Raw genomic sequence first — 24,731 nt, forward strand, 5'->3', positions numbered from 1 at the left:
TTTTAATGAATACTAAATCAAAACTTCAGAAACAAAGAATCAAAAATGCTTGGCTATTTTTGATCCCAACAATGGCAATTTTAATTGCTGTTGCTGGTTGGCCATTGATCACTACTATTTATTTTGGATTTACTAATGCAACTTTAGACACTATAAATGAAAGTCGATTTATTGGATTTGAAAACTTTATTGCATATGTTGATTATGGTGATGGAGATACAGAATGGATTGGTGTACTTGTTGATCCTTTATGGTGGAAAGCAGTATATAATACTTTAAAATTCTCTATTGTTTCTGTAATTTTAGAAACCATTTTAGGTTTAATTGTTGCTTTAATTTTACATAAAGAGTTTATAGGAAGAACAATTGTAAGAACTGCTGTATTAGTTCCTTGGGCTATTCCTACTATCGTATCTGCAAAAATGTGGGCTTGGATGTTAAATGATCAATTTGGTGTTATTAATGAGCTTTTTTTATCAATAGGACTGATTAATGAACCTGTTGCTTGGCTTGCTGACATAAACACAGCAATGGCAGCTGTAATTATGGTTGATGTATGGAAAACTACACCTTTTATGGCTTTATTGATATTAGCAGCTTTGCAAACTTTACCAAAAGATATATATGAAGTAGCGAAAATTGATAAAATTCATCCCATTAAACAATTTTTTTACATAACTTTACCTTTAATAAAACCAGCACTTTCTGTTGCGATAATTTTTAGAACACTAGATGCTTTAAGAGTGTTTGATTTAATTTATGTTTTAACACCAGGAAATGAGCAAACTATAACAATGAGTATTTATGCAAAACAGTATCAATTTGATTTTGACAAATTCTCTTATGGTGCTGCTAGTTCAACGGTTTTATTCTTAATCATTATGGGTATAACATTTTTATATATAAAATATGGAAAACTAAATTTAGGAGGAGAAAAAAGATGACAAATCGCTTAACTTCTTTGGAAATTTTAGGAAAAATAGGATTTTGGATTCTTGTTGTAAGTGTAGTAGTAGTATCAATTTTTCCTTTTTATTATGCTATTTTAACTAGTTTAAAAACTGGAACAGAACTTTTTGAGTCTAGTTTATGGCTTGATAAACTTGATTTTTCAAATTATGTATCGATGCTTACAAGTGGTGATTTTAGTAAAAATATTTTTAACAGTTTTATTGTATCGCTTAGTGTTGTTATAGTTTCACTTTTTGTATCAATTACAGCATCTTTTGCACTTTCTCGTATAACGTTTAAAGGAAGAGCTTTATTTTTAATAACTATTCTTTCTGTATCAATGTTTCCTCAAGTAGCAATTTTAGCTGGACTTTTTCAGTTAATAATGTCGTTGGGACTTTATAATACAATCCTTTCTTTAGTCATTACATATATGATTTTTACGTTGCCATTTACTATATGGGTACTTACTACATATATGAAAGAAATGCCAATTGAATTAGAAGAAGCTGCAATTATGGATGGGGCAACACCTATTCAAATTATTGTAAAAGTATTTTTGCCTTTAATGTGGCCTGCTTTGGTTACGACAGGTATTCTAGCATTTATTGCTGCATGGAATGAATTTATATTTGCATTAACATTTATTTCCGAAGGAGAACTAAGAACCATTCCTGTTGCAATTGCTATGATTTCAGGAGCATCTTCTCAAGAAATACCTTGGGGTAATATTATGGCAGCATCTGTAATTGTAACAATACCGCTTATTGTTTTAGTATTAATATTTCAAAAAAAGATAGTCTCAGGTTTAACAGCTGGGGCAGTAAAAGGATAATGATGGGTATGAATCTCACACAAAAATTAAGTAAAAATTTGGTTAAAAAGGGAAATCCTAGTGAACTATGGTGGAAAGGTGCTGTTATCTATCAAATCTATCCTCGTTCATTTAATGATAGTAACAATGATGGAGTAGGAGACATCAATGGAATTACTGAAAAGTTAGATTATCTTGAAACTTTAGGGGTTGAGGCTATTTGGTTATCACCTTTTTTTAAATCACCTATGAAAGATTTTGGATATGATGTAAGTGATTATAAAGATGTTGATCCTATTTTTGGTACTCTTGAAGATTTTAAAATAATGATTGAAAAAGCCCATAATTGTGGAATTCGTATTATAATTGATCAAGTATTAAGTCATACTTCAAATGAACATCCATGGTTTAAAGAGAGTAGAAAAGATAAAACAAATCCTAAAAGTGATTGGTATGTTTGGGCTGATGCAAAAGCTGATGGAACACCTCCAAATAACTGGTTAAGTATTTTTGGTGGAAGTGCGTGGCATTGGGATACAACAAGAAAACAATATTATATGAAAAATTTTTTAGTTGAACAACCTGATTTAAATTTCCATTGTGAAGAAGTACAAGATGCTATTTTAGATACAGTACGTTTTTGGCTTAATTTAGGTGTTGATGGATTTAGACTTGATACTGTTAATTTTTATTTTTGTGATAAACTTTTAAGAGATAATCCTCCAAGAGATGCTTTGGCTGAGTCTTATGCAGATATTAGTGAATTTAATCCTTATTCAATGCAAGAACATGTTTATGATAAAACACAAATTGAAAATATTGATTTTTTAAAAAAATTTAGAAAACTTCTTGATGAATATCCAGGTTCAACTTCTGTTGGAGAAGTAGGAGCTGCACATCATTCATTAAAAGTAATTTCTGATTACACAAAAGACAATGATAAAGTACATATGTGTTATTCATTTGATTTCTTATCAGAAAACTTTTCAACAAAATATTTTGAAAATACTATCAGCAAATTTGAAAATATTGTAACTGATGGTTGGGCTTGCTGGAGTTTATCAAATCATGACATTACCAGACATATTACAAGATGGCTTAAAAGTAAAGATATAACTAAAGATTTTGCTTTATTTTGTATATCATTTTTAATTTCAACTAGAGGAACAATTTGTTTATATCAAGGTGAAGAATTAGGTTTTAATGAAAGTGAACTTGAATATAAAGATATTATTGATCCACTTGGACTTACTTTCTGGCCTGAAATAAAAGGAAGAGATGGTTGTAGAACTCCATTTGCTTGGGATGAAACTGAAAATGGTGGATTTAGTGAAGTACGACCATGGTTACCAGTAGATAGTAATCATATTAAGAATGCAGCATCAAAACAAATAAATGATTTAAATAGTATTTTTAATGCTTATAAAAAGATATTAGAGTTTAGAAAAAACAGTGATACTTTAAAACTAGGAACAATTAAGGCTAAAGCTATTGATGAAAATGTTTTAGAAATTACAAGAACATATGAAAAAAATACAATTATTTTATATTTAAACTTTACGAATAATAGTGTAACTCTACCTTATGATGAATCGAAATATAGTTTAGTTGAAACTATTTCTAACAACGTAAAAGTAGAAAATAACACAATTTTTTTAGGAAGTTTTGCTACATGTTTTATGGAAAATAGGAGTTAATATATGGCTGATTTAGTATTAAAGAATATAGTCAAAAAATATTCACAAGGGAGTAGTGTAAATACAATTGATAACATTGATTTATCTATTAAATCTGGTGAATTTATTGTTTTTGTTGGACCATCTGGATGTGGAAAATCTACATTACTTAGAATGATTGCAGGATTAGAAAGTGTTACAAGTGGTACTATTAGTATAGATGGAAAAGATTTAACTTATGCAAATCCTAGTGATAGAAATGTATCTATGGTTTTCCAAAGTTATGCTTTATATCCACATATGACAGTATTTGAAAATATTGCATTTGGTTTAAAACTTAGTAAAGAAGATAAAAGTACGATTGAAGAAAAAGTAAATAAAGTAGCAGAGATTCTTAAGCTTGATATTTTACTTGACCGTTTACCAAAAGAACTTTCAGGTGGACAAAGACAAAGGGTTGCTATTGGACGTTCTATGGTTAGAAACCCGAAAGTATTTTTATTTGATGAGCCATTATCAAATCTTGATGCGGCACTTAGAATTAAAACACGTTTAGAAATAGCACAAATGCACCAAAACATTGATTCTACAATGGTTTATGTAACACATGATCAAGTTGAAGCTATGACCTTAGCAGATAGATTAGTTATTTTAAATAAGGGAAAAGTACAACAATTTGCAACACCAAAAGATGCCTATGATAATCCTAAAAATAAATTTGTTGCAGGATTTATTGGTTCTCCTGCTATGAATTTTATTGATGTAGTAATTCAAAAAGATTATGAAAATAATCAGTATTATATATCTTTAAATAATAGTCATGGGAAAAGCAATGATATTTATTTAGAGAATCACTATGAAAATATTGAAAAATATTTAGGTAAAACAGTAACTGCAGGAATTCGTCCTGAACATATGCAAAATGGTTTTAGGGATTCTCAAATTTCTAATGAACTTCAAAGTTTGGAAACAGTTGTTGATTATTATGAATATGTTGGTGCTGATGGTTTTTTATTTTTTGATTTAAACAACACAACAGTTCTTTCAAGAATTTCACCAAGTGGATTCAAAGGTATCAATAATGTTATTGAACTTAAAGTATGGGCAAAGAAGATTCTATTTTTTGATAAAGATACAGAAGAAAGAATCTACTAAATAAAAGTTACTAAAGGTTTTAACTTAAAGTTAAAACCTAGTTAATACAAACCTTTAGTAAATGAACTAAAAATATATCTTCACTATCAGATATTTTGAATAATTATCATAATAATATAACATTATAATGAATAAGTTAAATTTAAGACTCTAATCATTATAATGTCATTATGATTATAACAAATGGAGTAAATAATGTTTGAAAATTTATATAAAAGTGATATTGTGATTTTTGGAGGGCATGGTGATTTATCTTTTAGAAAACTTATACCTGCACTTTATCATTTAGCAAATGATGGATATATTGATTTAAATAGTAGAATTATTTTAATTTCTAGAACTAAAATGAATGATGATAAGAATAAAGCTTTAGTAAAAGAAAAATTAAAATTCTTTTTAAATAAAGATTTCTGTGAAGAAAAATATTCTAAGTTTGAGAATTTGATAAATTATTGTTATATAAATTTTACAGAAAATGATACTTTTGTTAATTTAAAAAATATTTTAGATAATAGTTTAAATGAAGATAGAGTTTTCTATCTTTCTACTTCATCTGATTTTTATGGTGATATTTGTAAATTATTAACTACACATAATCTTATAAAAGTTAGTAGTAGAGTGGTTTTAGAAAAACCTATTGGAAAAGATTTAAAATCTTCAAAATTAATCAATAATAAAGTTTTAGAATACTTTAACGAAGATAAAATATATAGAATTGATCATTACTTAGGTAAAGATACAGTTCAAAATCTTTTGGCTCTTAGATTTTCTAATCAAATGTTTGTACCTTTATGGGATGCAAACAACATTGACCATATACAAATAACTTTAAGTGAAAGTGTTGGTGTTGAAAGCAGATGGGAATTTTATAATGAATATGGTGCAATGAGGGATATGGTACAAAACCATTTAATGCAACTTGTTTGTCTTCTTGCAATGGAAAGACCATATTCTTTAGATGCAAATGCTGTAAGAGATGAAAAAGTAAAAGTTTTAAATTCTTTAAGAAATATAGATGAAAAAGATATCGCTAATCATACTATTAGGGCACAATACACTAAGGGATATATTGATGGTAAAGAAGTATCTGGTTATTTGGAAGATGGTGGAAATCAAAGTGATACTGAAACCTTTGTATCATTAAAACTTTTTATAGATAATTTTAGATGGAGTAACACTCCTTTTTATATTAGAACAGGAAAAAGAATGGCAAATAAGAACTCTGAAATTGTTATACAGTTTAAGTCAGTTCCTCATTCTATTTTTGATAGTTATATTATGCCAAATAAATTGATAATATCTTTTTCTCCTGATGAAAGTATTACTTTAAATTTAATGCACAAAATTCCGGGATTAGATGAAAAAATGAAATTACAAGAAGTTAATTTAGAATTAAATCCACCAAGAAATGTTATTAGAAAAAATGAAGCTTATGAAAGATTACTTTTAGATGTTATTAGAGCAAATCCAACTCTTTTTATGAGATTAGATGAGGTTGAAAGAGCATGGAAATGGACTGACAATATTATTAATGCTTGGAAAAATAATATGACACCTATGCAAGATTATAAAGCGGGTAGTATGGGACCATCTAGTATTTATGCAATGATGGCTAAAGATGGAAGGAACTGGCATGAGTGCTAATTTTTTTCATTTTAGTTCTCAAGATTCTCTAATTGAGTTTTTTTCAAAAGAAATTTGTAAACGACTTGAAATAGCAATTTGCAAAAAAGGAGAAGCTTCATTGCTAGTGTCAGGAGGAAATACTCCTAAAGCATTGTTTGTAAAACTAAGTCAAATTGATTTAGATTGGGAAAAAGTAAAAATAGGTTTAGTGGATGAAAGATGGATTAATGAAGATAGCAAGGATAGTAATTCTTACCTCGTTAGGGAGTTCTTATTAAAAGATAAAGCAGCAAAAGCAACTTTTATACCTTTGTACAAAAAGGAAATTAATGCAGCAGATGCTGAAGAATTATGTTCATCTTTAGTAAAAGAGAAACTTTATCCTTGTGATGTATTAATCTTAGGTATGGGTAATGATGCACATACAGCGTCACTTTTCCCCAATAATGATAAATTAATAGATGCATTAAATTTAGAAAATCAAAATTATTGTATATCTATGAACCCTCAAACTGCTCCTTATTCAAGAATGAGTTTAACTTTAAGTGCTATTTTAGAGGCTGAAAAAATATATTTACACATTGAGGGTAAAAATAAAAAAGAAGTTTATGATAAAGCCTTGATAGAAAATGATTATTATATATCTCCTATAAGTGCTGTACTAAAAAATAATAGAAAACAAATTGAGGTTTATTACAATGAATGAGATTATACAAAACGTTACAAATAATATAATAAAAAGATCTAAAGAAACAAGAAAAGCTTATCTTTTAATGATTGAAGAATCAAAACAAAAAGGTAGAAGTAAAAAAGCAATGGGTTGTAGTAATCTAGCCCATACAATTGCACCAATGAGTGAAAGTGAAAAAGAACTTTTAATGGATATGGAAGTTCCAAATATAGGAATAATAAGTGCTTATAATGATATGTTATCTGCCCATGAACCATATAAAGAATATCCTGATATTATAAAAACTGAACTTTTGAAAAATAAAGCTACTGCACAAGTTGCAGGAGGAGTTCCTGCAATGTGTGATGGAGTAACTCAAGGTAAAGAAGGGATGGAATTAAGTCTATTTTCTAGAGATAATATTGCTATGGGTACTGCAATAGGATTATCTCACAATGCATATGATGGTGCTATATATCTTGGAGTTTGTGATAAAATTGTTCCAGGTCTTTTAATGGGTGCACTTAGTTTTGGTCATTTACCTGCAGTTTTTGTTCCAAGTGGTCCTATGTCCTCAGGTATATCAAATAGTGATAAAGCAAAAAAAAGAGAAGAGTTCGAAAAAGGTAAAATAGATAAAAATGAATTGCTAAAAGTTGAAGCACAATCATATCATTCATGTGGAACTTGTACTTTTTTTGGTACAGCAAATTCAAATCAAATGCTTTTAGAAATGATGGGATTACAATTACCAAATAGTTCTTTTGTAAATACTAATACACCTCTTAGAGAAAAGTTAACAAAAAAAGCTACTAATGTTTTATTAGATTTAATTAAAAAAGATGGATATTCATTATCAGAGATTATTGATGAAAGAAGTTTTGTTAACGCGATTGTTGGACTTATGGCTACAGGTGGTTCAACAAATCATACTATTCATCTGATTGCTATGGCTAAGGTTGCGGGTATAAAATTAACTTGGGATGATTTTGATGCTATATCAAAAGTTACTCCTCTTTTATGTAAAATGTATCCAAATGGAAGTTTAGATGTAAATCACTTTAGAGATGCTGGTGGTATGGGTGTAGTTATAAGTGAGTTATTAAAAGCAGGTTTAGTTCATAATGATGTAAAAACAATTATGGGTATAGGTCTTGACGCATATTGTGTTGAACCAAAATTAATTGATGATGAACTTGTTTTTGAAAAAGATTGTAAAGTATCAAGAAATAATGAAGTTATATCATCTATTGAAACCCCATATTCTTTAGAGGGTGGTCTTAAACTTTTAACAGGAAATATTGGAAGATCAATTATAAAAACATCAGCATTAAAAGAAGAACAATTATATGTTAAAGCACCAGCAATGGTTTTTTCATCTCAAGAAGAATTAAAAGATGCTTTTAAAGAAGGTAAATTATATAAAGATTTTATAGCTGTTGTTAAAAATCAAGGTCCAAAAGCTAATGGAATGCCTGAATTACATGGATTACTTCCTATTATGGGGCTTATACAAAATATGGGATACAAAGTTGCAATTGTAACAGATGGAAGAATGTCAGGGGCTTCTGGAAAAGTACCAAGTGCTATTCATTTAGTGGATGAATCAGTAAGCGGTGGAAAAATAAATAATATTCAAGATGGTGATATGATTTGCTTAGATGTAAAAAATGGAAAGCTAAGTTTAGAAATAGATGCTGGTGAGTTAATACAAAGAATAAATATAAATAAAAATAATGAAAATAAAAATCTAACTTATGGAAGATTTTTATTTGAAACAATTAGAGAGAATGTTAGTGATGCAGAAGATGGGGCAACAATTTTTAAAGATTATAAAGAGGATAAATAAATGATTTTAGATGCAAATGGTGTAATGAGAACTTCTCCTATAGTTCCTGTGGTTGTTGTTGATAATGTAAGTGAAGCCTTGGATTTAGCTAAAGCTTTACATAATGGAGGTATTTCTATTATGGAAATTACATTAAGAACTAAAGCAGGACTTGAAGCAATAGAAAAAATTTCAAAAGAGTTCCCTGAGATGTTAGTTGGTGCAGGAACTGTATGTACTAAACAAGATTATATAAATGCAGTTAATGCTGGATCAAATTTTGTTTTTTCACCAGGTATTACAGATACACTAATTAATGAAAGTAAAAAACATACAATTCCATTTATTCCAGGAGTTTCAAGTGCATCAGAAATAATGATAGCAAGAGAAAATGATTTAATTCATTGTAAACTTTTTCCTGCTACAAGTGTTGGTGGGGCTTCTATTTTAAAAGCATTTGCTGGACCATTTCCAGATATTAAATTCTGTCCAACAGGTGGAATAAACTTAGATAATATAAATGATTTTCTAAGTTTAAATAATGTTTTATGTGTTGGTGGAAGTTGGATGGTTTCAAAAAAACTCATAAAAGAAAAAAAATTTAATGAAATTACAGAAATAGTAAATTCTTCTTTAAAAATAGCATTAAAGGATTAATTATGAATAAGCAAAGAGATATAGTTTTTAGTCATTTAAGACATCTTAAAAATAGATTAGATAGATTGACTATGAGTGAATTATTTGCATTAAATCCAAATAGATTTGAAGAATTTAGCATAAGATATGATGATTTACTTTTAGATTATTCAAAAAATCATATTGATAAAGATGTTATTAATACTTTTAATGATTTATGTGAATCGATAAATTTAAAAGAAAAAATTAAAGATATGTTTACGGGTAAGAAAATCAATATTACTGAAAATAGGGCAGTGCTTCATATAGCACTTAGAAATAAATTTGATAAACTTATTTTTGTTGATGGAAAAGATATTATGCATGATGTAAAAGAGAGTTTAGAACGAATGGAAGCTTTTGCAGATGGTATAAGAAATGGTAAAATTTTATCTTCTAGTGGAGAAAAATTTACAGATGTTATTAATATAGGTATTGGAGGTTCTCATTTAGGACCTGAAATGGTTACAAAAGCCTTAAAACCTTATCATGATGGACCAAAAATACATTTTGTATCAAATATAGACCCTTCACATATATATGATGTAATAAATGAATTAGATCCTAAAAAAACTTTAATATTAATCGCTTCAAAAACCTTTGTAACTATAGAAACTATGACAAACGCAAAAACTGCATCAAAATGGATAAATGAAGCAGTTGGAGAAGAAAATGCTAGCAAGCATCTTGTTGCAATATCAACAGCTTTAGATAAAACAAAAGAGTTTGGTATCAGTGATGATAGAGTATTTGGTTATTGGGATTGGGTAGGAGGAAGATACTCGATTTGGAGTTCAATTGGATTGTGTGTAATTTTAGCAATTGGTATGAATAATTTTAGGGAGTTTTTGGAAGGTGCTCATGAAATGGATGAACACTTTTTAAATGAACCTGTAAAAAATAATATGCCAATAATTTTAGGATTTTTAGGTGTTTGGCATTTAAATATTTGTAATTATGCAACAAGAGCAATTTTGCCTTATGATCAAAGATTAAGTACATTTCCAAATTATATTCAACAGCTTGATATGGAAAGTAATGGAAAAAGCATTACGAGTGATGGTGAAAATGTAAATGAAAGAACAGGAGTTATTGTTTGGGGAGATGCAGGAACAAATTCTCAACATTCGTTTTTTCAATTACTTCATCAAGGATATGAAATGGTTCCATGTGAATTTATGCTTGCTGCTAATGAGCATGAAGATGGAATGGAAGAACATAAAGATTTATTGGTTGCAAACTGTTTAGCACAAAGTCAAGCTTTGATGGTTGGAAGAAGTATTCAAGAAGTTATTAGGATTCTTAGAAAAAGAGGTATTTCATATGAAGAAGCAATAAGATTAGCACCTCATAGAAAATTTATGGGGAATAGACCATCAACAACCATTTTATATAAAAAACTTAATCCTAAAACTTTAGGTAAAATAATTGCTTTGTATGAACATAGAGTTTTTGTTGAGGGAGTTACTTGGAATTTAGACTCTTTTGATCAATGGGGTGTTGAATTAGGAAAAGAGTTAGCTTTAGATATGTTAGGTTGTCTAAATGGAACTTCTAAAGGCAAGAATAAAGAAAATAATTATGGTGAACAAGATTCTTCAACTGTAGGTTTATTAAATACTATAAAACAGTGGAGAGAAAACTAATTAAATTATTTTAAGATTTATGGTACATTTTCTGTTAGAAAATGATTTTTAAAAAGAATTAGTACTCTAAATTTTCTTAAAAAATAAGGAATCTAAAATTAAGTTTATTTTAACTATTCATTTGTTAAATTAGCTTAATAAAACGGATTTGTAATATATAATAAAAAATAGTATAAGGATAAAAATTGCTTAATGATCTTAAAAATAAAAGAGCAAAAAAATCAATACACTTAAGACAGTATAATGAAAGAAGAGTTCTTCAAACATTAAGAAGATTTGGTCCTTCTACAAAAGCTGAGATTTCTAGAGAATTAAACCTAACAAACGCTGCAATGGGTAGTATTGTGAATTCCTTAGAGGAAAGCAAATTAGTCTATTTTGGTGAAAAAATTTATGAAGGTGGAAGAGGACAACCTGCAACTATGATACACTTGAATGGTTCTGGTGTTTTTAGTATAGGTATTCAAATAGATAGAAGTAAAATTGAGACTATATTAATTGATTTTGATGGAAATATGACTTCAAGATTAAAGCATGAGATGGTATTACCAAAACCAGAAGAGGCACTTGATATTGTAGTTAAAGATTTAAATTCTATTTTAGAATTACTTGATGATAATAAAAAAGAAAAATTAGCAGGAATTGGGATTGCTATTCCATTTAGTTTAGATAGTTGGACAGAAGTTTTAAATTTACCTAAAGATACTTTTTCACTATGGAAAGATTTTAATTTCGGAAAAGAGTTAGAAAAAAAAGTAAATATTCCAGTATATAGTGAAAATGATGGTACAAGTGCCGCAATTTCTGCTTTATATTTTGGAGTTGGAAAAGATATAAATGACTTTTTATATTTATATATTGGAGCTGCTATTGGAGGTGGTTTAGTTTTAAATGGTGAAATTGTTAAAGGTGAGAATAATAATGCAGCAGATGTTGGGTCTATGCCTGTGCCACCTTCTAAATTAAACTCAGCAAAAAAACCAAATAGTATGTTTGATATTATGTTAAATCGTGCCTCAATAAATGTTTTGAAAAAGCATTTAAAACACAATGGTGTAGAAGTTGATTCAAAATTAGCTTTAGAAAATATTATAATGTCAAATAATCTTTATTTTACTCAATGGCTTGAAGATTGTGTTGAAGCACTTACTCATCTTATTTGGACGACAACAACACTTTTAGATATCTCAACTATAGTTATATCTTCTCCTGTAGATGGAGGTTTTGTTGATATCTTAAAAAGAAAATTAGATTTTTCATTAAGTGCAAATGCACCAGAATCATGTATAGTGCCAAATGTTATTAAAGCTAAATTTGCTAGTAATGCAGCTTCAATAGGTGCAGCTTCATTACCAATCTTTTATAGTTTTTCTCCCTCAACAGAAATATTAACTAATGGGGTTTAACTACTTTAAAAATGGCAATGAAAATAAAATAAGATAAATTTTGTAATTTCATCGCCATTTTATTTCTATCTATTTTTTTAAACTTGTAATTTATAAATATATTTTTTATTTTAAATTAATTAAATAAAATGTTGTATTTTAAATATAAAATATTAATATAGCAAATTAGATGTATTAATTTTTTATTTCTAGTAAAATTGTTTATAAATATTAATATATTTTTAAAATTAGTTGTATTGAATTTTATATCAAATAAATACCATTTTAAGGCTTTATTTATAAATACAAGATATTGATAAGTATTATTTTTACATCCATTATCAATATTTTTATTAAAAATTATTTTAAATGAATAAATTTAAGTAAATTTTAAAATTTTATTTGTTAAAGTAACTTAAATTAATTAAGTTTAATTATTGTAGCTACTACTAAGTTCAGTTATCAGATACTTAATCAATTAGAGAACAAGATATTGACAATTCTGCACCATTACTTATATTTTTTTGAACAAAGTGTAAAAAAATAGGTGTCTAAAACCAAAAATTTTCTAGGTTTAGTTATTTTGATTGTAAATGGAAATCCTTCTATTTCTTCGGAAAAAGGTTTATATAAGTTTCGGGGGGTGATAAGCTAAATAAGTTTATAAAAGATGAAAAAATAAAAGTAAAAAAAGGAATAAGACTTCTTTTGTATAGAAAAGAATCTTTAAAACCGTTATTGTCTAAAAAATTGAAGTTGGAGATAAATTTCATTTTACTCCTATGCTTGAACATTGCATTCTTACTTTAGAAAATTTAGTAGTTTATGAAGAATCAATTGAGCTTAAAGGTATGGATAATGACTTAATATATATTTTTAATGGAAAATAATTAAAAAAGAATTTGTAATAAAGGAATTTAATAATGAGTAAAAAATTTAATGATATTTATATATACGGAGAGATACTATTTGATTGTTTTGAAAATGGTGATGATAAATTAGGAGGAGCATCATTTAATGTAGCCTGGAATCTAAAGGGTTTTGGTTTAAATCCTAAAATGGTATCTTCAATTAGTAATGATGAGCTTGGTAAAAAAGTATTAAATAGAATGATAAATTGGAATATGGATATCTCTTATATAAATATAATCCCTGATAAAAAAACAGGAAAAGTTAATGTAAAACTTAATGATGAAGGTATTCCAACATATACTTTTGAAGAAGATTGTGCATATGACTATATTGATGTTCCAAAAGATATAACTGAAAATTCTTTAGTTTATCATGGTTCATTTGCTTTAAGAAATAAATATAACCAAAAGAATTGTATATTATTTAAAAATAAATTAAATTCAAATAGTTTTGTAGATGTAAATTTAAGGGAACCTTGGTGGGATAACTCTTTACTTCAAACAATTTTAACTGATTTAAAATGGTTAAAAATGAATGATGAAGAATTACCTTTTATTTGTTCTTTATTGGGATTAAATAGTATTGATGAAGATGAACAAATAGAGTTTGTTTTAGAAAAGTTAAATTTAGAATTGTTAGTTTTAACAAAAGGTGCAGAGGGAGCTGTTTTATTAGATAAAAATAAATCTAAAGTTTCATCATCAGTTGTAAAAATAGATAAAATAGCTGATACAGTAGGTGCTGGAGATGCATTTGTATCTGTAGTTATTTTGGGTTTATATAATTCTTGGGATAATGTTACTATTTTAAAAAGAGCTGTTTCTTTTGCTTCAAAAGTTTGTGGCTTAAATGGTGCTATTATAGAAGATAAGAACTTCTATAATAATTTTTTAAAAGAATGGAACATTTAATTATTAGATATCACATCATTATGAAGATTAATTTTATGTTGATACATATCTGCTTTAATTCTTACATTTGAGTATTCAAGAGGATTGTCATTTTTATCAAAAGAGAGTCTATTTAAAGATAATAATGGTGTGTCATCTTTAATATTTAAAAGTTCACGTTCTTCTTTAGAAGCGGCTTTAGCTTCTATAGTTTCTTGAGCATTGTAAAATTCTATATCAAATGTATCTTGTAAATAACTATAAAGTGATTCTATCTTAAAATCTTTTTCTATATTTGGAACTTTATCATAATCTAAATAATTTGACATAAGTGCAAAGGGAATACCATTTAGAGTACGTAGTCTTTTTATAAGAATTAATTTTTTGCATTGTAATAAATCTTTTACATAGTGATTAACATCATCAATAATTTGAAATTCTAAAGATTTAGTTTCTAATTTATGATTTTGTTTTGAAAGTCTTTGTGTTAAAGAACCTATAGAATTGGCATCATATAATATTTTTTGTTCTAAAACAAAAGTACCTTTGCCTTGTTTTTTTTCAACAATATGCTCTTTTTCTAATTCTTCGATAGCTTTTCTTACAGTAATTCTACTAACATTGTAAATTTCTTCAAGTTTTGATTCTGCATGAATAATATCGCCTGGTTGATACTTTTTTTTAATATCTTTTAAAAGTAAATCTTTTAATTGAATATATAGAGGTATCCCTTTTCTATTAAACAAAAAAAATCCTTTTTTAATAATTTCTTAATATATTCTATTTAAATAATTATTAAATAAATATTATAAGATAATAATATAATAACATAACATTATAATGTATAAGAATTATTTAATGTTACTATCATTATAATGTTATTATGATTTTGCAAGGAGAAAAGATGGCAGTGAATAAAAAATTTGATACTATATTTACTAGTATAAATAATATAGCTAAAGAGTATAGACTTCAAGGAGAAATACTTCAAGATGAGTATTTAATCGATGGATCTATAAAGCATTGGAATGGTCCTTATAGAGATGTATATTCTCCTATATGCTTAAAAGAAAATGATGGTAAACAAGTAAAATTAGGTTCATATCCAATGTTAACTCAAAATGAAGCACAACAAGCTTTAGAATCTGCAGTAGCTGCTTATAATTCAGGTATGGGTGAATGGCCACAGATGAAAGTATCTCAAAGAATTAAAGCAATTGAAAACTTTACTTTTAAAATGATTGAAAAAAGAGATGAAGTGGTTAATCTTTTAATGTGGGAGATTGGAAAATCATTAAAAGATTCTCAAAAAGAGTTTGATAGAACGGTTGATTATATAAAAGATACTATTAATAGTTTAAAAGATTTAGATAGAAAAAATTCTCAATTGGAGATTGAATCTGGACTTTATGCACAAATAAAAAGGTCTCCTTTAGGTGTTACTTTATGTATGGGACCTTTTAATTATCCATTAAATGAAACATTTACAACTCTTATTCCTGCTCTTATTATGGGTAATGCAGTTATATTTAAACCTCCAAAATTTGGAGTTTTATTACATAGACCTTTACTTGAAGCTTTTAGAGATTCATTTCCAAAGGGAATTGTAAATACCTTGTATGGTAGTGGAGAAGAGTTATTAACTCCTCTTATGAAAAGTGGAAAAATTGATGTTTTAGCATTTATTGGTAGTTCAAAAGTTGCAAGTAGTTTAGAACATCATCATCCAAAACCAAACAGATTAAGATCAGTACTAAGTTTGGAAGCTAAAAATGCAGGAATTATTATGCCTGATGCAAATTTGGATTTGGCAGTAAATGAATGTGTTACTGGTTGCTTATCTTTTAATGGTCAAAGATGTACAGCTTTAAAAATACTTTTTGTTCATGAAAATATAGTTGGAAGTTTCTTAGAACAATTTAATAAAAAAATTGATGAAATTAAATTTGGAATGCCTTGGGATAAAGATGTTCAAATTACCCCTTTACCAGAACATAATAAAACGTTTTATTTAAAAGATTTAATTGATGATGCAGTTAAAAAGGGTGCTAATATAGTGAATAAAAATGGTGGAACTATTAAAAATACATTTATGTTCCCAGCAGTTTTATATCCAGTTAATAAAAATATGAGAGTTTATCATGAAGAACAGTTTGGTCCAGTAGTTCCAATACTTACATATAAGGATATTGAAGAACCAATGCAATATCTAATGGAGTCAAATTATGGTCAACAAGTTAGTATTTTTGGAAATAATTCAGATGAAATTGCAAAAATGATAGATAGCTTTGTAAATCAAGTAAGTAGAGTAAATATTAATGCTCAATGTCAAAGAGGACCAGATATTTTTCCATTTACAGGAAGAAAAGATTCAGCACAAAGTACTTTATCTGTAAGTGATGCTCTAAGAGCTTTTAGTATAAGATCAATGGTTGCAATAAAAGAAAATAGTGAGAACAAAGAAATTGTTACTTCTATTTTAAGAGATCATAAATCAAATTTCTTATCTACAGATTTTCTTCTATAAAAAAGGTTAAAATAATGAAAAAAAGAACAAAAATATTAGCAACACTAGGTCCAGCCAGTGATAGTGTAGAAATGATTGAAAAATTAATTTTAGCTGGTGCAAATATGTTTAGATTAAATTTCTCACATGGTGATCATGATTACCATTTAAGTACATTAACAAATATTAGAACAGCTATGAAAAATACGGGAATTACAGTTGGTGTACTTCAAGATATTTCTGGACCTAAAGTTAGAATTGGTAATTTAAAAGAACCTTTTGAACTTTTTAGAGGTGATGAAATTAAATTTCTTAAAGAAGATATTGAAGGGTATAAAGAAGCTGATAAAAAATATGTTGTTTCTCTAAACTATCCAGATTTACTTGATAAAGTAAAAGTTGGTGAATATATATATTTATATGATGGAATAATTAGAGCTAAAGTAGTCCAAACTAAAGATAATATCGTAGCAATGGTTGAAAATCATGGAATTTTATCTTCAAGAAAAGGTGTAAATTTTCCAAACACAGTAATTAATATTAATGTAATTACTAAAAAAGATGAAAAAGATATTGAATGGGGTGTAAAAAATCAAGTTGATTACTTCGCAATCTCTTTTGTGCAAAATGCTGCAGATATGAAAAGAGCAAAAGAATTAATAGGTAATTATCATGGTAAATTAATCGCTAAAATTGAAAAATTTGATGCTATTGAAAATATTGATGAAATTATTGAACACTCAGATGGACTAATGGTAGCAAGGGGTGACTTAGGTATTGAAGTTCCATACTATGATGTACCAACAATTCAAAAAATGCTTATTAAAAAAGCAAATGCTAAAGGAATGCCAGTAATTACTGCAACTCAAATGCTTCTATCTATGACTCATAATGAAAGAGCAACAAGAGCAGAAATCTCAGATGTTGCAAATGCTGTATTAGATGGAACTGATGTTGTTATGCTTTCTGAAGAAAGTGCTGTTGGTGAAGATCCAGAAAATGTAGTAAATACTATGAGTAATATTATTGCAAAAACAGAAGATATCTATTCTTACCAAAAACATGATAAATTTGAATTTACTGATAAATTTGATGTAATTCAATCTTCAGTTACAAAATTAGCAGATGATATAAAAGCAAAAGGAATCTTAGCTCTAACTAGCTCAGGAAAATCAGCAGTTAAAATGTCTAAATATAGACCAAAAACACCAATTTTTGCATTTACACATAAGAAAAAAGTATTAAATGGACTTACTGCAATTTGGGGTGTAGAACCGATTGATACAATTAAAGAATCACAAGCATCGAAAATGTTCAAAAAAATGTTAGTAAAATTGGATGAAAAAGGTTTACTAGATCAAACTGCAACATATATAGCAACTGTAGGATATCCAGTTGGAATGCCAGGAAGTACAAACACAATTAAGATTTTAACTCCTACGGAGATAAAGTATTATTTGAATTATGGGATTGAAATATAAGATCTATTTTTTTCTTAGATTTAAAGGGTAAATTTTTTTGTCATAAAAAAAGGGTCAAGAGAAAAACTCTTGACCCTTTTTATCTATTAAATCTGTAGATTTAAAATTATCCTAAGAATGGGTTTGCATATAATGCAATCATTGCAACAACAAGTGCATAAATAACTTGTGCTTCGATCATAGCTAATGCGATGAACATTGTTGTCATTAATTTTCCACCTAAACCTGGGTTTCTAGCAGTACCAGCAATAGTTGCAGCAGCAGTATTACCCATACCAATAGCACCACCAAGTGCAGCAAGACCTAAACCAATTCCAGCAGCTACTACAGAGTAAGCTTTTAAAGTTTCATTAACAACTGCTTCATCAGCAGCGAAAGCGATACCAGCGATTGCTAGCATTAAAAGAACGATTTTTTTCATTCTATATTCCTTATAAAATATTTTGTTTCCAAAGTCTGTTCGGCTTGCGTATCCCTACTTAACACTTTGTTGGGTGACATTATACATCTTGAAAGGTTAAATCTTCTTTATTTAATAAATTAAAATTATTTCACTATTACTTTATGTAACATTATAATTATATTAGATGAGTAACTAATAAGCTTGAGAGTAAATAATCTTTAAAAAATAATTTTTTATTTGATTATAGTTTAATTATTGTTTAGTATAATTATGTATATTTTTTTGAGGTTAAATTATGAAAAAACTTTTTTTTGGATTGACATTTTTGATTATTATTTTAATTGGTGCAGTTTATGCCTTATTATTTACAACAACTGGAAATGGAATAGTTTCTTCTGTAGTTGAAAGTAAGGTCAATGAGCAAAAGAATCTAAACTTTAAGATAAATAAGTTTTTGCTAACTTTAGAAAAAATTGAGTTTGATTCAACTATTGATGAAAATTCAAATATAAAAATTGCTGGTGATTTATCTATATTTTCTAAAACAATTGATATCAAGTATGACATTAACATTAAGGATTTATCTAAATTAGAAAGATTTACAAATCAAAAACTTAATGGTAGTTTTAGTACAAATGGAAGTTTAAAAGGTGATAGTACACTAGCAAAACTTCAAGGTATAAGTAATATTTTTAAAAGTGATACAAAGTATGATATTAGTTTAACTGATTTTGAACCTTCAAATATTTTAGTTGATATTAAAAGTGCTAAAATTGATGAAATATTACATTTAATCAATAAACCTAGATATGCAATGGGAAATATTGATATTAATGCAAACATAAAAAATGCTAAGCTAGATAAACTTGATGGAAAAGTTATTACAAAAATAGAAAAGGGAGTTGTTTCTAACGTTTTAGTTAATAAGGATTTTAATACTAAACTTGTAAATAAATTAGAGTTTAAAGGTGCAGTAAATACTGACTTACAACCTTTTAAAGCTTTATCAAAAGTTGATTTTTATACTACTATGGCAAATCTTTTTATAAAAAAAGCAGATGTTGATTTAAAAGATATGATTATTAAAAGTGACTACTTTTTAAATTTAGAAGATTTATCTAAGTTATTTGATGTAACTCAAACAAAAATGAGAGGGAAAGTTGGTATTGCAGGTGATATCAAAAAAGATAGTAACTTACTTGTAAATGGTTACTCTGAAGTTTTAGATGGAAAGGTTAAATTTAAACTTTTAAATGATGATTTTAGTGCAAACATAGATAATGTAGAGATATTAAAAGTATTGCATATGCTTTATTATCCAGAAATATTTACATCGAAAACAAAATTAAAACTTGATTATAATATTGCAAAACAAAATGGAGACTTGATTGGAAGTTTAATTAATGGTCAATTTAAGAAAAATGAGTACTCATCTATTATAAGTGCTTTTGCAAAATTTGATCTAACAAAAGAAGTTTATGAAAATATTGATTTAAAAAGTAATATCAACAAAAATATAATTAAATCAACTATAAATATGAAAAGTAAATTAACTCAAATAGATGTTAACCCTTCAACAATAGATACTAAAAATAGCTTAATTGATGCCTTGGTTAAAACTGACATTAAAGGTATTAAATTTGATACAAAGATATCAGGAAATCTAGAAAATCCTAAAGTAAAAGTTGATACAAATAAACTATTAGAAAGTGGTGCAACACAAAAAGTTAAAGATAAAATTCAAAATAGTATTGAGAAAAAACTTGGTAATGGTGCAGGAGATTTATTAAAAGGCTTTTTTAACTAAATAATTAGTGAGATAATATTAGATTTATTATCTCATTACTATCTTTAGCATTTGATAATGCAATTTGAATTATCGTTTGCTCTTTATTTAAAATTTTTATATTATTATCAGATAGTTTTTTTATGATACTATTTGTATCAATTTTAAATAGACCTGATAAATTTTCAATGGATGTATTAATTATAGTTGAATATAGTTTCTCATCTATTTTTTTATCTTGTAATAAAAATGAAGACGATGCAAAAGTAATAATTGTAGCAATACTTATAAGTAAAATTTTTATTTTCATATTAAATCCTAATTTAAAGAGGTATTATAAAGTATGAAGATTAATAGAAAATATTTGATAGTTAATGAAAAGTTAATTATAAATACAAAGGAAAAAAATGGAACAATTAAAAAGAGTACTAATCACAGGTGGAAATAAAGGTATAGGTTTAGCTGTTGTAAAAAGATTTTTAGATCTTGATTATGAAGTTATTGTTGTTGCAAGAGATTTTTCAAAATTTGAATTTAAAGAAAATCCAAAAATTAAATGTATAGAATATGATTTATCAAATATGGATGGGCTAAAAGAGTTAGTAAAAGAAGTTGGAGAAATAGATACTTTAATTAACAATGCAGGATATATGCAGCCAAAATATTCATATGATAATTATCCATCTGATGCAAAAGAACATATTATGAATGTAGATTTATATGCTCCAGTTGAACTTATTACACTTTTTAGTGAGGGCATGAAAAAAAGAAACTACGGGAGAATTGTAAATACAGCTTCAATTGCAGGACAAATTGGTCATCCTGATATTTGGTATGGTATAGCAAAAGCAGGACTTATAAATGCCACTAAAATATTTGCAAAACTTTTAGGAAGTTATAATATTGTTGTAAATTGTATAGCACCAAGTCCAGTTGAAACTGATATGCAAAAAGATAATTCCCAAGAGAGAAAAGCTGAGTTTAAAAAAGCAGTTCCTTGTGGTAGATTTGCAGAGCCTGAAGAAGCAGCTGAAGTTATAGTTTGGTTAGCTACATCTTGTCCAGAGTATGTAAATGGAACGACTGTTGATTTTAACAATAGTTCTTATGTAAGATAAAAAAGTCAAAATATTATGAAGTCAATAAAATGTCATAAAATAAAGCAATTTATCACTGAATATATTATTATGCAATATTTTATAAAACGGAGAAATTAGTTTAAGATGGTGATAAATAGGATAAGAAATATTGTTTTAATTTTTATAGGTGCTGTATTTTTCTCTGCTTGTGCCTCAAAAACACCTATATATAATGTTCCAATACAAAGTGATAAAGTAGAAGAAGTGAAAGTAAAAAATAGTTTTAAAAATAATGATGAATTATCTTTGATTCTTACTTTTTCAGGTGGAGGAACAAGAGCCGCAGCATTTTCTTATGGAGTGCTAAAAGAATTAAGACATCAAAAACTTTTAAATGAAATAGATGTAATATCTTCTGTATCAGGAGGAAGTTTTACATCTGCTTATTATGGTCTTTATGGAGAAAAGATATTTGATGATTTTGAAGAGAAGTTTTTAAAAAAACCAATACAATCAAGACTTGTTGATACTTTTTTAAATCCTTTTAATTGGTTCAATTTATCTTTTTCTAATCGAAGTGATTATGTGGCAAATTATTATGAAAAAGAGATTTTTGGCAAGAAAACTTTTGCTGATTTAAGAGTTGATGCACCTAAAATTATTATAAATGCCACAGATATTTCTACTGGAAATTCATTTTCATTTACCCCTGAAAATTTTCGTAAAATTTGTTCAGATTTGGATTCTTTCCCAATAGGAAGAGCTGTTACTGCATCTTCAGCGATTCCTGTAGTTTTTTCTCCTCTTACTCTTAAAAATTATGATAATTGTAAAGCTTTTATAACTAATCAAAATAGCAAACCAAAAAGTTTATTGACTCAAAATGAACTTCAAAATTTGGAGATAAAAAAATATCAAGATAAGAAGCAATATCCTTATATCCATCTTGTAGATGGTGGTATCTCTGATAATTTAGGAGTTCGTTCTTTACTTCATATTGTTACAGAATATGATAATGATTTTCTTGAAGTTATGAAAGTACTTGGTATCCAAAATAGTAAAAAAGTTGCAATAATAATTGTAAATGCAGCTGATGCTTTAAGTCCAAAAATTGCACAACAAAACACTCCTCCTGATATAGAAACAACGGTTGGTGCTGTAAGTACGATACAACTTAAAAGATATAATAGTGATACTTTAGATTTTATGGGACATGAGTTTAATATATGGCAAAAGCAAGTACAAAATGTTAGATGTAAAAAAAAGGAAAGAAATTGCAAAGGTATAGAGTTTTATGTAATTGAACTAAATTTTAATAAACTACCAGAAAAAAGGGCAAAAAAATTTACATTAACAGAAACTTCACTTGAACTTCCAGCAAAAAAAGTAGATGAACTAATAGAAGCGGGGCAAGTTTTACTTAGAAATTCAAAAGAGTTTAATAGATTTTTAATTGATATAAAAACTAATTAGTCGATATTTATCTTCTTTTGAATTTTATATTATTAAGAATTTTTACTGCTATAAGTGTTAGAATTGTTCCAATTACTATAGATAAACTAATATGTTCTTTTAAAAAAATAATACTTAAAATAATTGCAAATAATGGAACTAAAAATATAAAAGAACTAACTTCATTTGTTCCAAGTTTTTCTATCCCTACAAAATAAATTGTAGTTGCAAATGTTGTTGAAACAATAGCTAAACTTAAAATATTTAACCAAAAAATTGAATCAAAAGTTTGATAATTTATCTTAGGAATATCAACAAAAAATACCATGACCAAGATAGTTGTTATAATGTACATATAAAATGTAAAAACCATAGGTGAAATTTTTGTAGCTTTTGAGCTAACAATTGTAAGTACAGGCCAAAGAATTGATGCTAATACAAAGTAAATATTTTTTTGCGAAAAAACCTCTTCTATTGAAAAAGACCAAATATTAAGCATAGTTAATACTCCAATAGCACCAAGAATTAATGCAAAAATATCTTTTTTGCCTGTTTTTTTATCAAAAAATAAAGCCATTATTAAAAAAGTATTTATAGGAATCATTGTAGTAACTAAGGCTCCACCAAGACTTGCTGTTCCAAATTTTGTTCCTAAAAAGTAGCATTTCATATAAGCTATCATTACTATAGAAGCTATTATTACCAAAATAAAACTTTTTAAATTTATATAAAAACTTTTTTTAAAAAATAATAGTACTGGAAGTAAAGTAATTAGAGTAAATACATTTCTAAAAAAGATTAGTTCGTATTCATTTATATATGCACTTAAAACTTTTGCATTCACCCAAGAACCTCCCCATCCAGCCATAGCTAAGAACATAAGAGCATAGAAAATATTTTTGTTTTGTTCTGTCATTTTTAGTCTTTCAAATTTAATATGGGAATATTACAAAAAATAATTAATTATTTATAGAATAAAATTGCTATTTTTTTGTAAAGTAGAAGGAGTATATCCAAAGTATTTTCTAAAATTACGTGTAAAATGGGATTGGTCATTAAATCCCACTTGAATACTTGCTTCACTAATAGATAAGCCATTTTGAATTAGACAATTTGCTCTATTAAGTCTTTCATTAACAATAAAAGCATGGGGAGTAAGTCCAAAATCTTTTTTAAATAATCTTAAAAAATGAAATTTACTAAGATTTACATTTTTTGCTAGCATTTCAAGGGTAAAGTTAGTTTCTATTGAATCATTTATAAATTCATAGGTTTGTTTTATTATTTTTTTATCTTCAAAAATTTCTTTATAATTTTTTGTATATAAAGTTGAATCTAAAATCAAACTTGATAGAGCTTCTATTAAATATGCTTCAACTAATATTTCATCTTCATTTTTAAAATAAGAATCAAAGAAGTTGTGAATTTTTAAGAATAACATTTTATTATCAACTATATGTCTTTGGAAATAGGGTATTTTTTTTTCATGAAATATTTGTTCATAAATATTTGAAATTATTTCAATAGTTGGATAAAAATTTGCATGAGACCACTCTTTAGCTTTCCCACAATGTACCTCTCCTGGATTATTTATTCTTATTGAATATTCATAAGAATAATAACTTTGGTTCACGTTGAAAGTTTTTAAAAAACCTTTATATGTTAATCCTATAGTATATGTATCATGGTAATGTTTTGTAAAGTCTTCATTGGAATGGCTTACATTTTCAAATAGAATATTATTTAGTATTTTAGACATGCTCAAATTATATCTAAAATATAAAAGAAATATAGAA

General features: G+C 27.0%; 21 protein-coding genes. 16 read left to right on the forward strand and 5 right to left on the reverse strand.

Features of this window, described 5'->3' with window-relative positions; all coding sequences use genetic code 11:
* Positions 1–5 precede the first annotated feature (5 nt).
* The 11 genes from ACQY5W_RS03305 to ACQY5W_RS03355 all read left to right on the forward strand — a co-directional run bounded on the left by ACQY5W_RS03305 (position 6) and on the right by ACQY5W_RS03355 (position 14,249).
* Complete coding sequence (locus tag ACQY5W_RS03305) at positions 6–944, forward strand: carbohydrate ABC transporter permease (protein ID WP_428023517.1); 939 nt, start codon at positions 6–8, stop codon at positions 942–944.
* Entirely contained in the window at positions 941–1,786 is an 846-nt protein-coding gene (locus ACQY5W_RS03310; protein WP_428023518.1) for a carbohydrate ABC transporter permease, read from the forward strand. Before ACQY5W_RS03305 ends, ACQY5W_RS03310 begins: the two co-directional genes overlap by 4 nt.
* An 8-nt stretch (positions 1,787–1,794) precedes the next feature.
* Positions 1,795–3,462: an alpha-amylase family glycosyl hydrolase gene (locus ACQY5W_RS03315; protein ID WP_428023519.1), complete on the forward strand. Its 1,668-nt coding sequence runs from the start codon at positions 1,795–1,797 to the stop codon at positions 3,460–3,462.
* A 3-nt stretch (positions 3,463–3,465) separates the two neighbouring features.
* Complete coding sequence (locus tag ACQY5W_RS03320; protein WP_428023520.1) at positions 3,466–4,596, forward strand: ABC transporter ATP-binding protein; 1,131 nt, start codon at positions 3,466–3,468, stop codon at positions 4,594–4,596.
* A 195-nt stretch (positions 4,597–4,791) separates the two neighbouring features.
* Positions 4,792–6,240 (forward strand): glucose-6-phosphate dehydrogenase, encoded by a 1,449-nt coding sequence (gene zwf, locus ACQY5W_RS03325; protein WP_428023521.1) that lies wholly within the window; start codon positions 4,792–4,794, stop codon positions 6,238–6,240.
* Positions 6,230–6,928, forward strand: coding sequence for a 6-phosphogluconolactonase (gene pgl, locus ACQY5W_RS03330; RefSeq protein ID WP_428023522.1), 699 nt, complete (start codon positions 6,230–6,232; stop codon positions 6,926–6,928). Before zwf ends, pgl begins: the two co-directional genes overlap by 11 nt.
* Complete coding sequence (gene edd, locus ACQY5W_RS03335) at positions 6,921–8,741, forward strand: phosphogluconate dehydratase (RefSeq protein WP_428023523.1); 1,821 nt, start codon at positions 6,921–6,923, stop codon at positions 8,739–8,741. Before pgl ends, edd begins: the two co-directional genes overlap by 8 nt.
* Positions 8,742–9,377, forward strand: coding sequence for a bifunctional 4-hydroxy-2-oxoglutarate aldolase/2-dehydro-3-deoxy-phosphogluconate aldolase (eda, locus tag ACQY5W_RS03340; RefSeq protein ID WP_428023524.1), 636 nt, complete (start codon positions 8,742–8,744; stop codon positions 9,375–9,377).
* Between the two features lie 2 nt (positions 9,378–9,379).
* On the forward strand, positions 9,380–11,041 hold the full coding sequence (gene pgi / locus ACQY5W_RS03345) for a glucose-6-phosphate isomerase (RefSeq protein WP_428023525.1): 1,662 nt from the start codon (positions 9,380–9,382) through the stop codon (positions 11,039–11,041).
* A gap of 185 nt (positions 11,042–11,226) precedes the next feature.
* Positions 11,227–12,447: an ROK family protein gene (locus tag ACQY5W_RS03350; RefSeq protein ID WP_428023526.1), complete on the forward strand. Its 1,221-nt coding sequence runs from the start codon at positions 11,227–11,229 to the stop codon at positions 12,445–12,447.
* A 902-nt stretch (positions 12,448–13,349) separates the two neighbouring features.
* Positions 13,350–14,249 carry a PfkB family carbohydrate kinase gene (locus ACQY5W_RS03355; RefSeq protein WP_428023527.1) on the forward strand — a complete coding sequence of 300 codons (900 nt, stop codon included), beginning with the start codon at positions 13,350–13,352 and terminating at the stop codon, positions 14,247–14,249.
* Here ACQY5W_RS03355 and ACQY5W_RS03360 read toward each other — a convergent pair.
* On the reverse strand, positions 14,246–14,974 hold the full coding sequence (locus ACQY5W_RS03360) for a GntR family transcriptional regulator (protein WP_428023528.1): 729 nt from the start codon (positions 14,972–14,974) through the stop codon (positions 14,246–14,248). The two genes, ACQY5W_RS03355 and ACQY5W_RS03360, sit on opposite strands and share 4 nt — an antisense overlap.
* 158 nt (positions 14,975–15,132) lie before the next feature.
* On the opposite strand from ACQY5W_RS03360, the gene ACQY5W_RS03365 reads away from it, so the two are divergent.
* Together ACQY5W_RS03365 and pyk are read left to right on the forward strand one after the other, a co-directional pair.
* On the forward strand, positions 15,133–16,755 hold the full coding sequence (locus tag ACQY5W_RS03365) for an NADP-dependent glyceraldehyde-3-phosphate dehydrogenase (RefSeq protein ID WP_428023529.1): 1,623 nt from the start codon (positions 15,133–15,135) through the stop codon (positions 16,753–16,755).
* A 14-nt stretch (positions 16,756–16,769) separates the two neighbouring features.
* Positions 16,770–18,215, forward strand: a complete 1,446-nt coding sequence (gene pyk / locus ACQY5W_RS03370) for a pyruvate kinase (RefSeq protein WP_428023530.1) — start codon at positions 16,770–16,772, stop codon at positions 18,213–18,215.
* A gap of 106 nt (positions 18,216–18,321) precedes the next feature.
* Here the strand turns inward: pyk and ACQY5W_RS03375 are convergent, their stop codons facing one another.
* Entirely contained in the window at positions 18,322–18,636 is a 315-nt protein-coding gene (locus ACQY5W_RS03375; RefSeq protein ID WP_004509928.1) for a F0F1 ATP synthase subunit C, read from the reverse strand.
* 277 nt (positions 18,637–18,913) lie between these two features.
* Between ACQY5W_RS03375 and ACQY5W_RS03380 the strand changes: the two genes are divergently transcribed.
* Positions 18,914–20,425 carry a hypothetical protein gene (locus ACQY5W_RS03380; protein WP_428023531.1) on the forward strand — a complete coding sequence of 504 codons (1,512 nt, stop codon included), beginning with the start codon at positions 18,914–18,916 and terminating at the stop codon, positions 20,423–20,425.
* Positions 20,426–20,429: 4 nt separating this feature from the next.
* Here ACQY5W_RS03380 and ACQY5W_RS03385 read toward each other — a convergent pair whose 3' ends face one another.
* Complete coding sequence (locus ACQY5W_RS03385; protein ID WP_428023532.1) at positions 20,430–20,714, reverse strand: hypothetical protein; 285 nt, start codon at positions 20,712–20,714, stop codon at positions 20,430–20,432.
* A 97-nt stretch (positions 20,715–20,811) separates the two neighbouring features.
* On the opposite strand from ACQY5W_RS03385, the gene ACQY5W_RS03390 reads away from it, so the two are divergent.
* Together ACQY5W_RS03390 and ACQY5W_RS03395 are read left to right on the forward strand one after the other, a co-directional pair.
* Positions 20,812–21,522, forward strand: a complete 711-nt coding sequence (locus ACQY5W_RS03390) for an SDR family NAD(P)-dependent oxidoreductase (protein WP_428023533.1) — start codon at positions 20,812–20,814, stop codon at positions 21,520–21,522.
* 105 nt (positions 21,523–21,627) lie between these two features.
* On the forward strand, positions 21,628–22,956 hold the full coding sequence (locus ACQY5W_RS03395) for a patatin-like phospholipase family protein (protein ID WP_428023534.1): 1,329 nt from the start codon (positions 21,628–21,630) through the stop codon (positions 22,954–22,956).
* Between the two features lie 7 nt (positions 22,957–22,963).
* Here ACQY5W_RS03395 and ACQY5W_RS03400 read toward each other — a convergent pair whose 3' ends face one another.
* A complete protein-coding gene (locus ACQY5W_RS03400; RefSeq protein ID WP_428023535.1) occupies positions 22,964–23,851 on the reverse strand; it encodes a DMT family transporter in 888 nt (295 codons plus the stop codon).
* A 51-nt stretch (positions 23,852–23,902) separates the two neighbouring features.
* Positions 23,903–24,694 (reverse strand): AraC family transcriptional regulator, encoded by a 792-nt coding sequence (locus ACQY5W_RS03405; protein WP_428023536.1) that lies wholly within the window; start codon positions 24,692–24,694, stop codon positions 23,903–23,905.
* Between the last annotated feature and the right edge of the window lie 37 nt (positions 24,695–24,731).

Origin of the sequence: Arcobacter sp. (assembly GCF_050300555.1) — a bacterium.
Classification (GTDB): domain Bacteria; phylum Campylobacterota; class Campylobacteria; order Campylobacterales; family Arcobacteraceae; genus Arcobacter.

Excerpts from the sequence above, each read along its gene's own strand:
- ACQY5W_RS03305 (WP_428023517.1), top strand. The coding sequence starts at position 6 with ATGAATACTAAATCAAAACTTCAGAAACAAAGAATCAAAAATGCTTGG.
- ACQY5W_RS03310 (WP_428023518.1), top strand. The coding sequence starts at position 941 with ATGACAAATCGCTTAACTTCTTTGGAAATTTTAGGAAAAATAGGATTT.
- ACQY5W_RS03315 (WP_428023519.1), top strand. The coding sequence starts at position 1,795 with ATGAATCTCACACAAAAATTAAGTAAAAATTTGGTTAAAAAGGGAAAT.
- ACQY5W_RS03320 (WP_428023520.1), top strand. The coding sequence starts at position 3,466 with ATGGCTGATTTAGTATTAAAGAATATAGTCAAAAAATATTCACAAGGG.
- zwf (WP_428023521.1), top strand. The coding sequence starts at position 4,792 with ATGTTTGAAAATTTATATAAAAGTGATATTGTGATTTTTGGAGGGCAT.
- pgl (WP_428023522.1), top strand. The coding sequence starts at position 6,230 with ATGAGTGCTAATTTTTTTCATTTTAGTTCTCAAGATTCTCTAATTGAG.
- edd (WP_428023523.1), top strand. The coding sequence starts at position 6,921 with ATGAATGAGATTATACAAAACGTTACAAATAATATAATAAAAAGATCT.
- eda (WP_428023524.1), top strand. The coding sequence starts at position 8,742 with ATGATTTTAGATGCAAATGGTGTAATGAGAACTTCTCCTATAGTTCCT.
- pgi (WP_428023525.1), top strand. The coding sequence starts at position 9,380 with ATGAATAAGCAAAGAGATATAGTTTTTAGTCATTTAAGACATCTTAAA.
- ACQY5W_RS03355 (WP_428023527.1), top strand. The coding sequence starts at position 13,350 with ATGAGTAAAAAATTTAATGATATTTATATATACGGAGAGATACTATTT.
- ACQY5W_RS03365 (WP_428023529.1), top strand. The coding sequence starts at position 15,133 with ATGGCAGTGAATAAAAAATTTGATACTATATTTACTAGTATAAATAAT.
- pyk (WP_428023530.1), top strand. The coding sequence starts at position 16,770 with ATGAAAAAAAGAACAAAAATATTAGCAACACTAGGTCCAGCCAGTGAT.
- ACQY5W_RS03375 (WP_004509928.1), bottom strand. The coding sequence starts at position 18,636 with ATGAAAAAAATCGTTCTTTTAATGCTAGCAATCGCTGGTATCGCTTTC.
- ACQY5W_RS03380 (WP_428023531.1), top strand. The coding sequence starts at position 18,914 with ATGAAAAAACTTTTTTTTGGATTGACATTTTTGATTATTATTTTAATT.
- ACQY5W_RS03385 (WP_428023532.1), bottom strand. The coding sequence starts at position 20,714 with ATGAAAATAAAAATTTTACTTATAAGTATTGCTACAATTATTACTTTT.
- ACQY5W_RS03390 (WP_428023533.1), top strand. The coding sequence starts at position 20,812 with ATGGAACAATTAAAAAGAGTACTAATCACAGGTGGAAATAAAGGTATA.
- ACQY5W_RS03395 (WP_428023534.1), top strand. The coding sequence starts at position 21,628 with ATGGTGATAAATAGGATAAGAAATATTGTTTTAATTTTTATAGGTGCT.
- ACQY5W_RS03400 (WP_428023535.1), bottom strand. The coding sequence starts at position 23,851 with ATGACAGAACAAAACAAAAATATTTTCTATGCTCTTATGTTCTTAGCT.
- ACQY5W_RS03405 (WP_428023536.1), bottom strand. The coding sequence starts at position 24,694 with ATGTCTAAAATACTAAATAATATTCTATTTGAAAATGTAAGCCATTCC.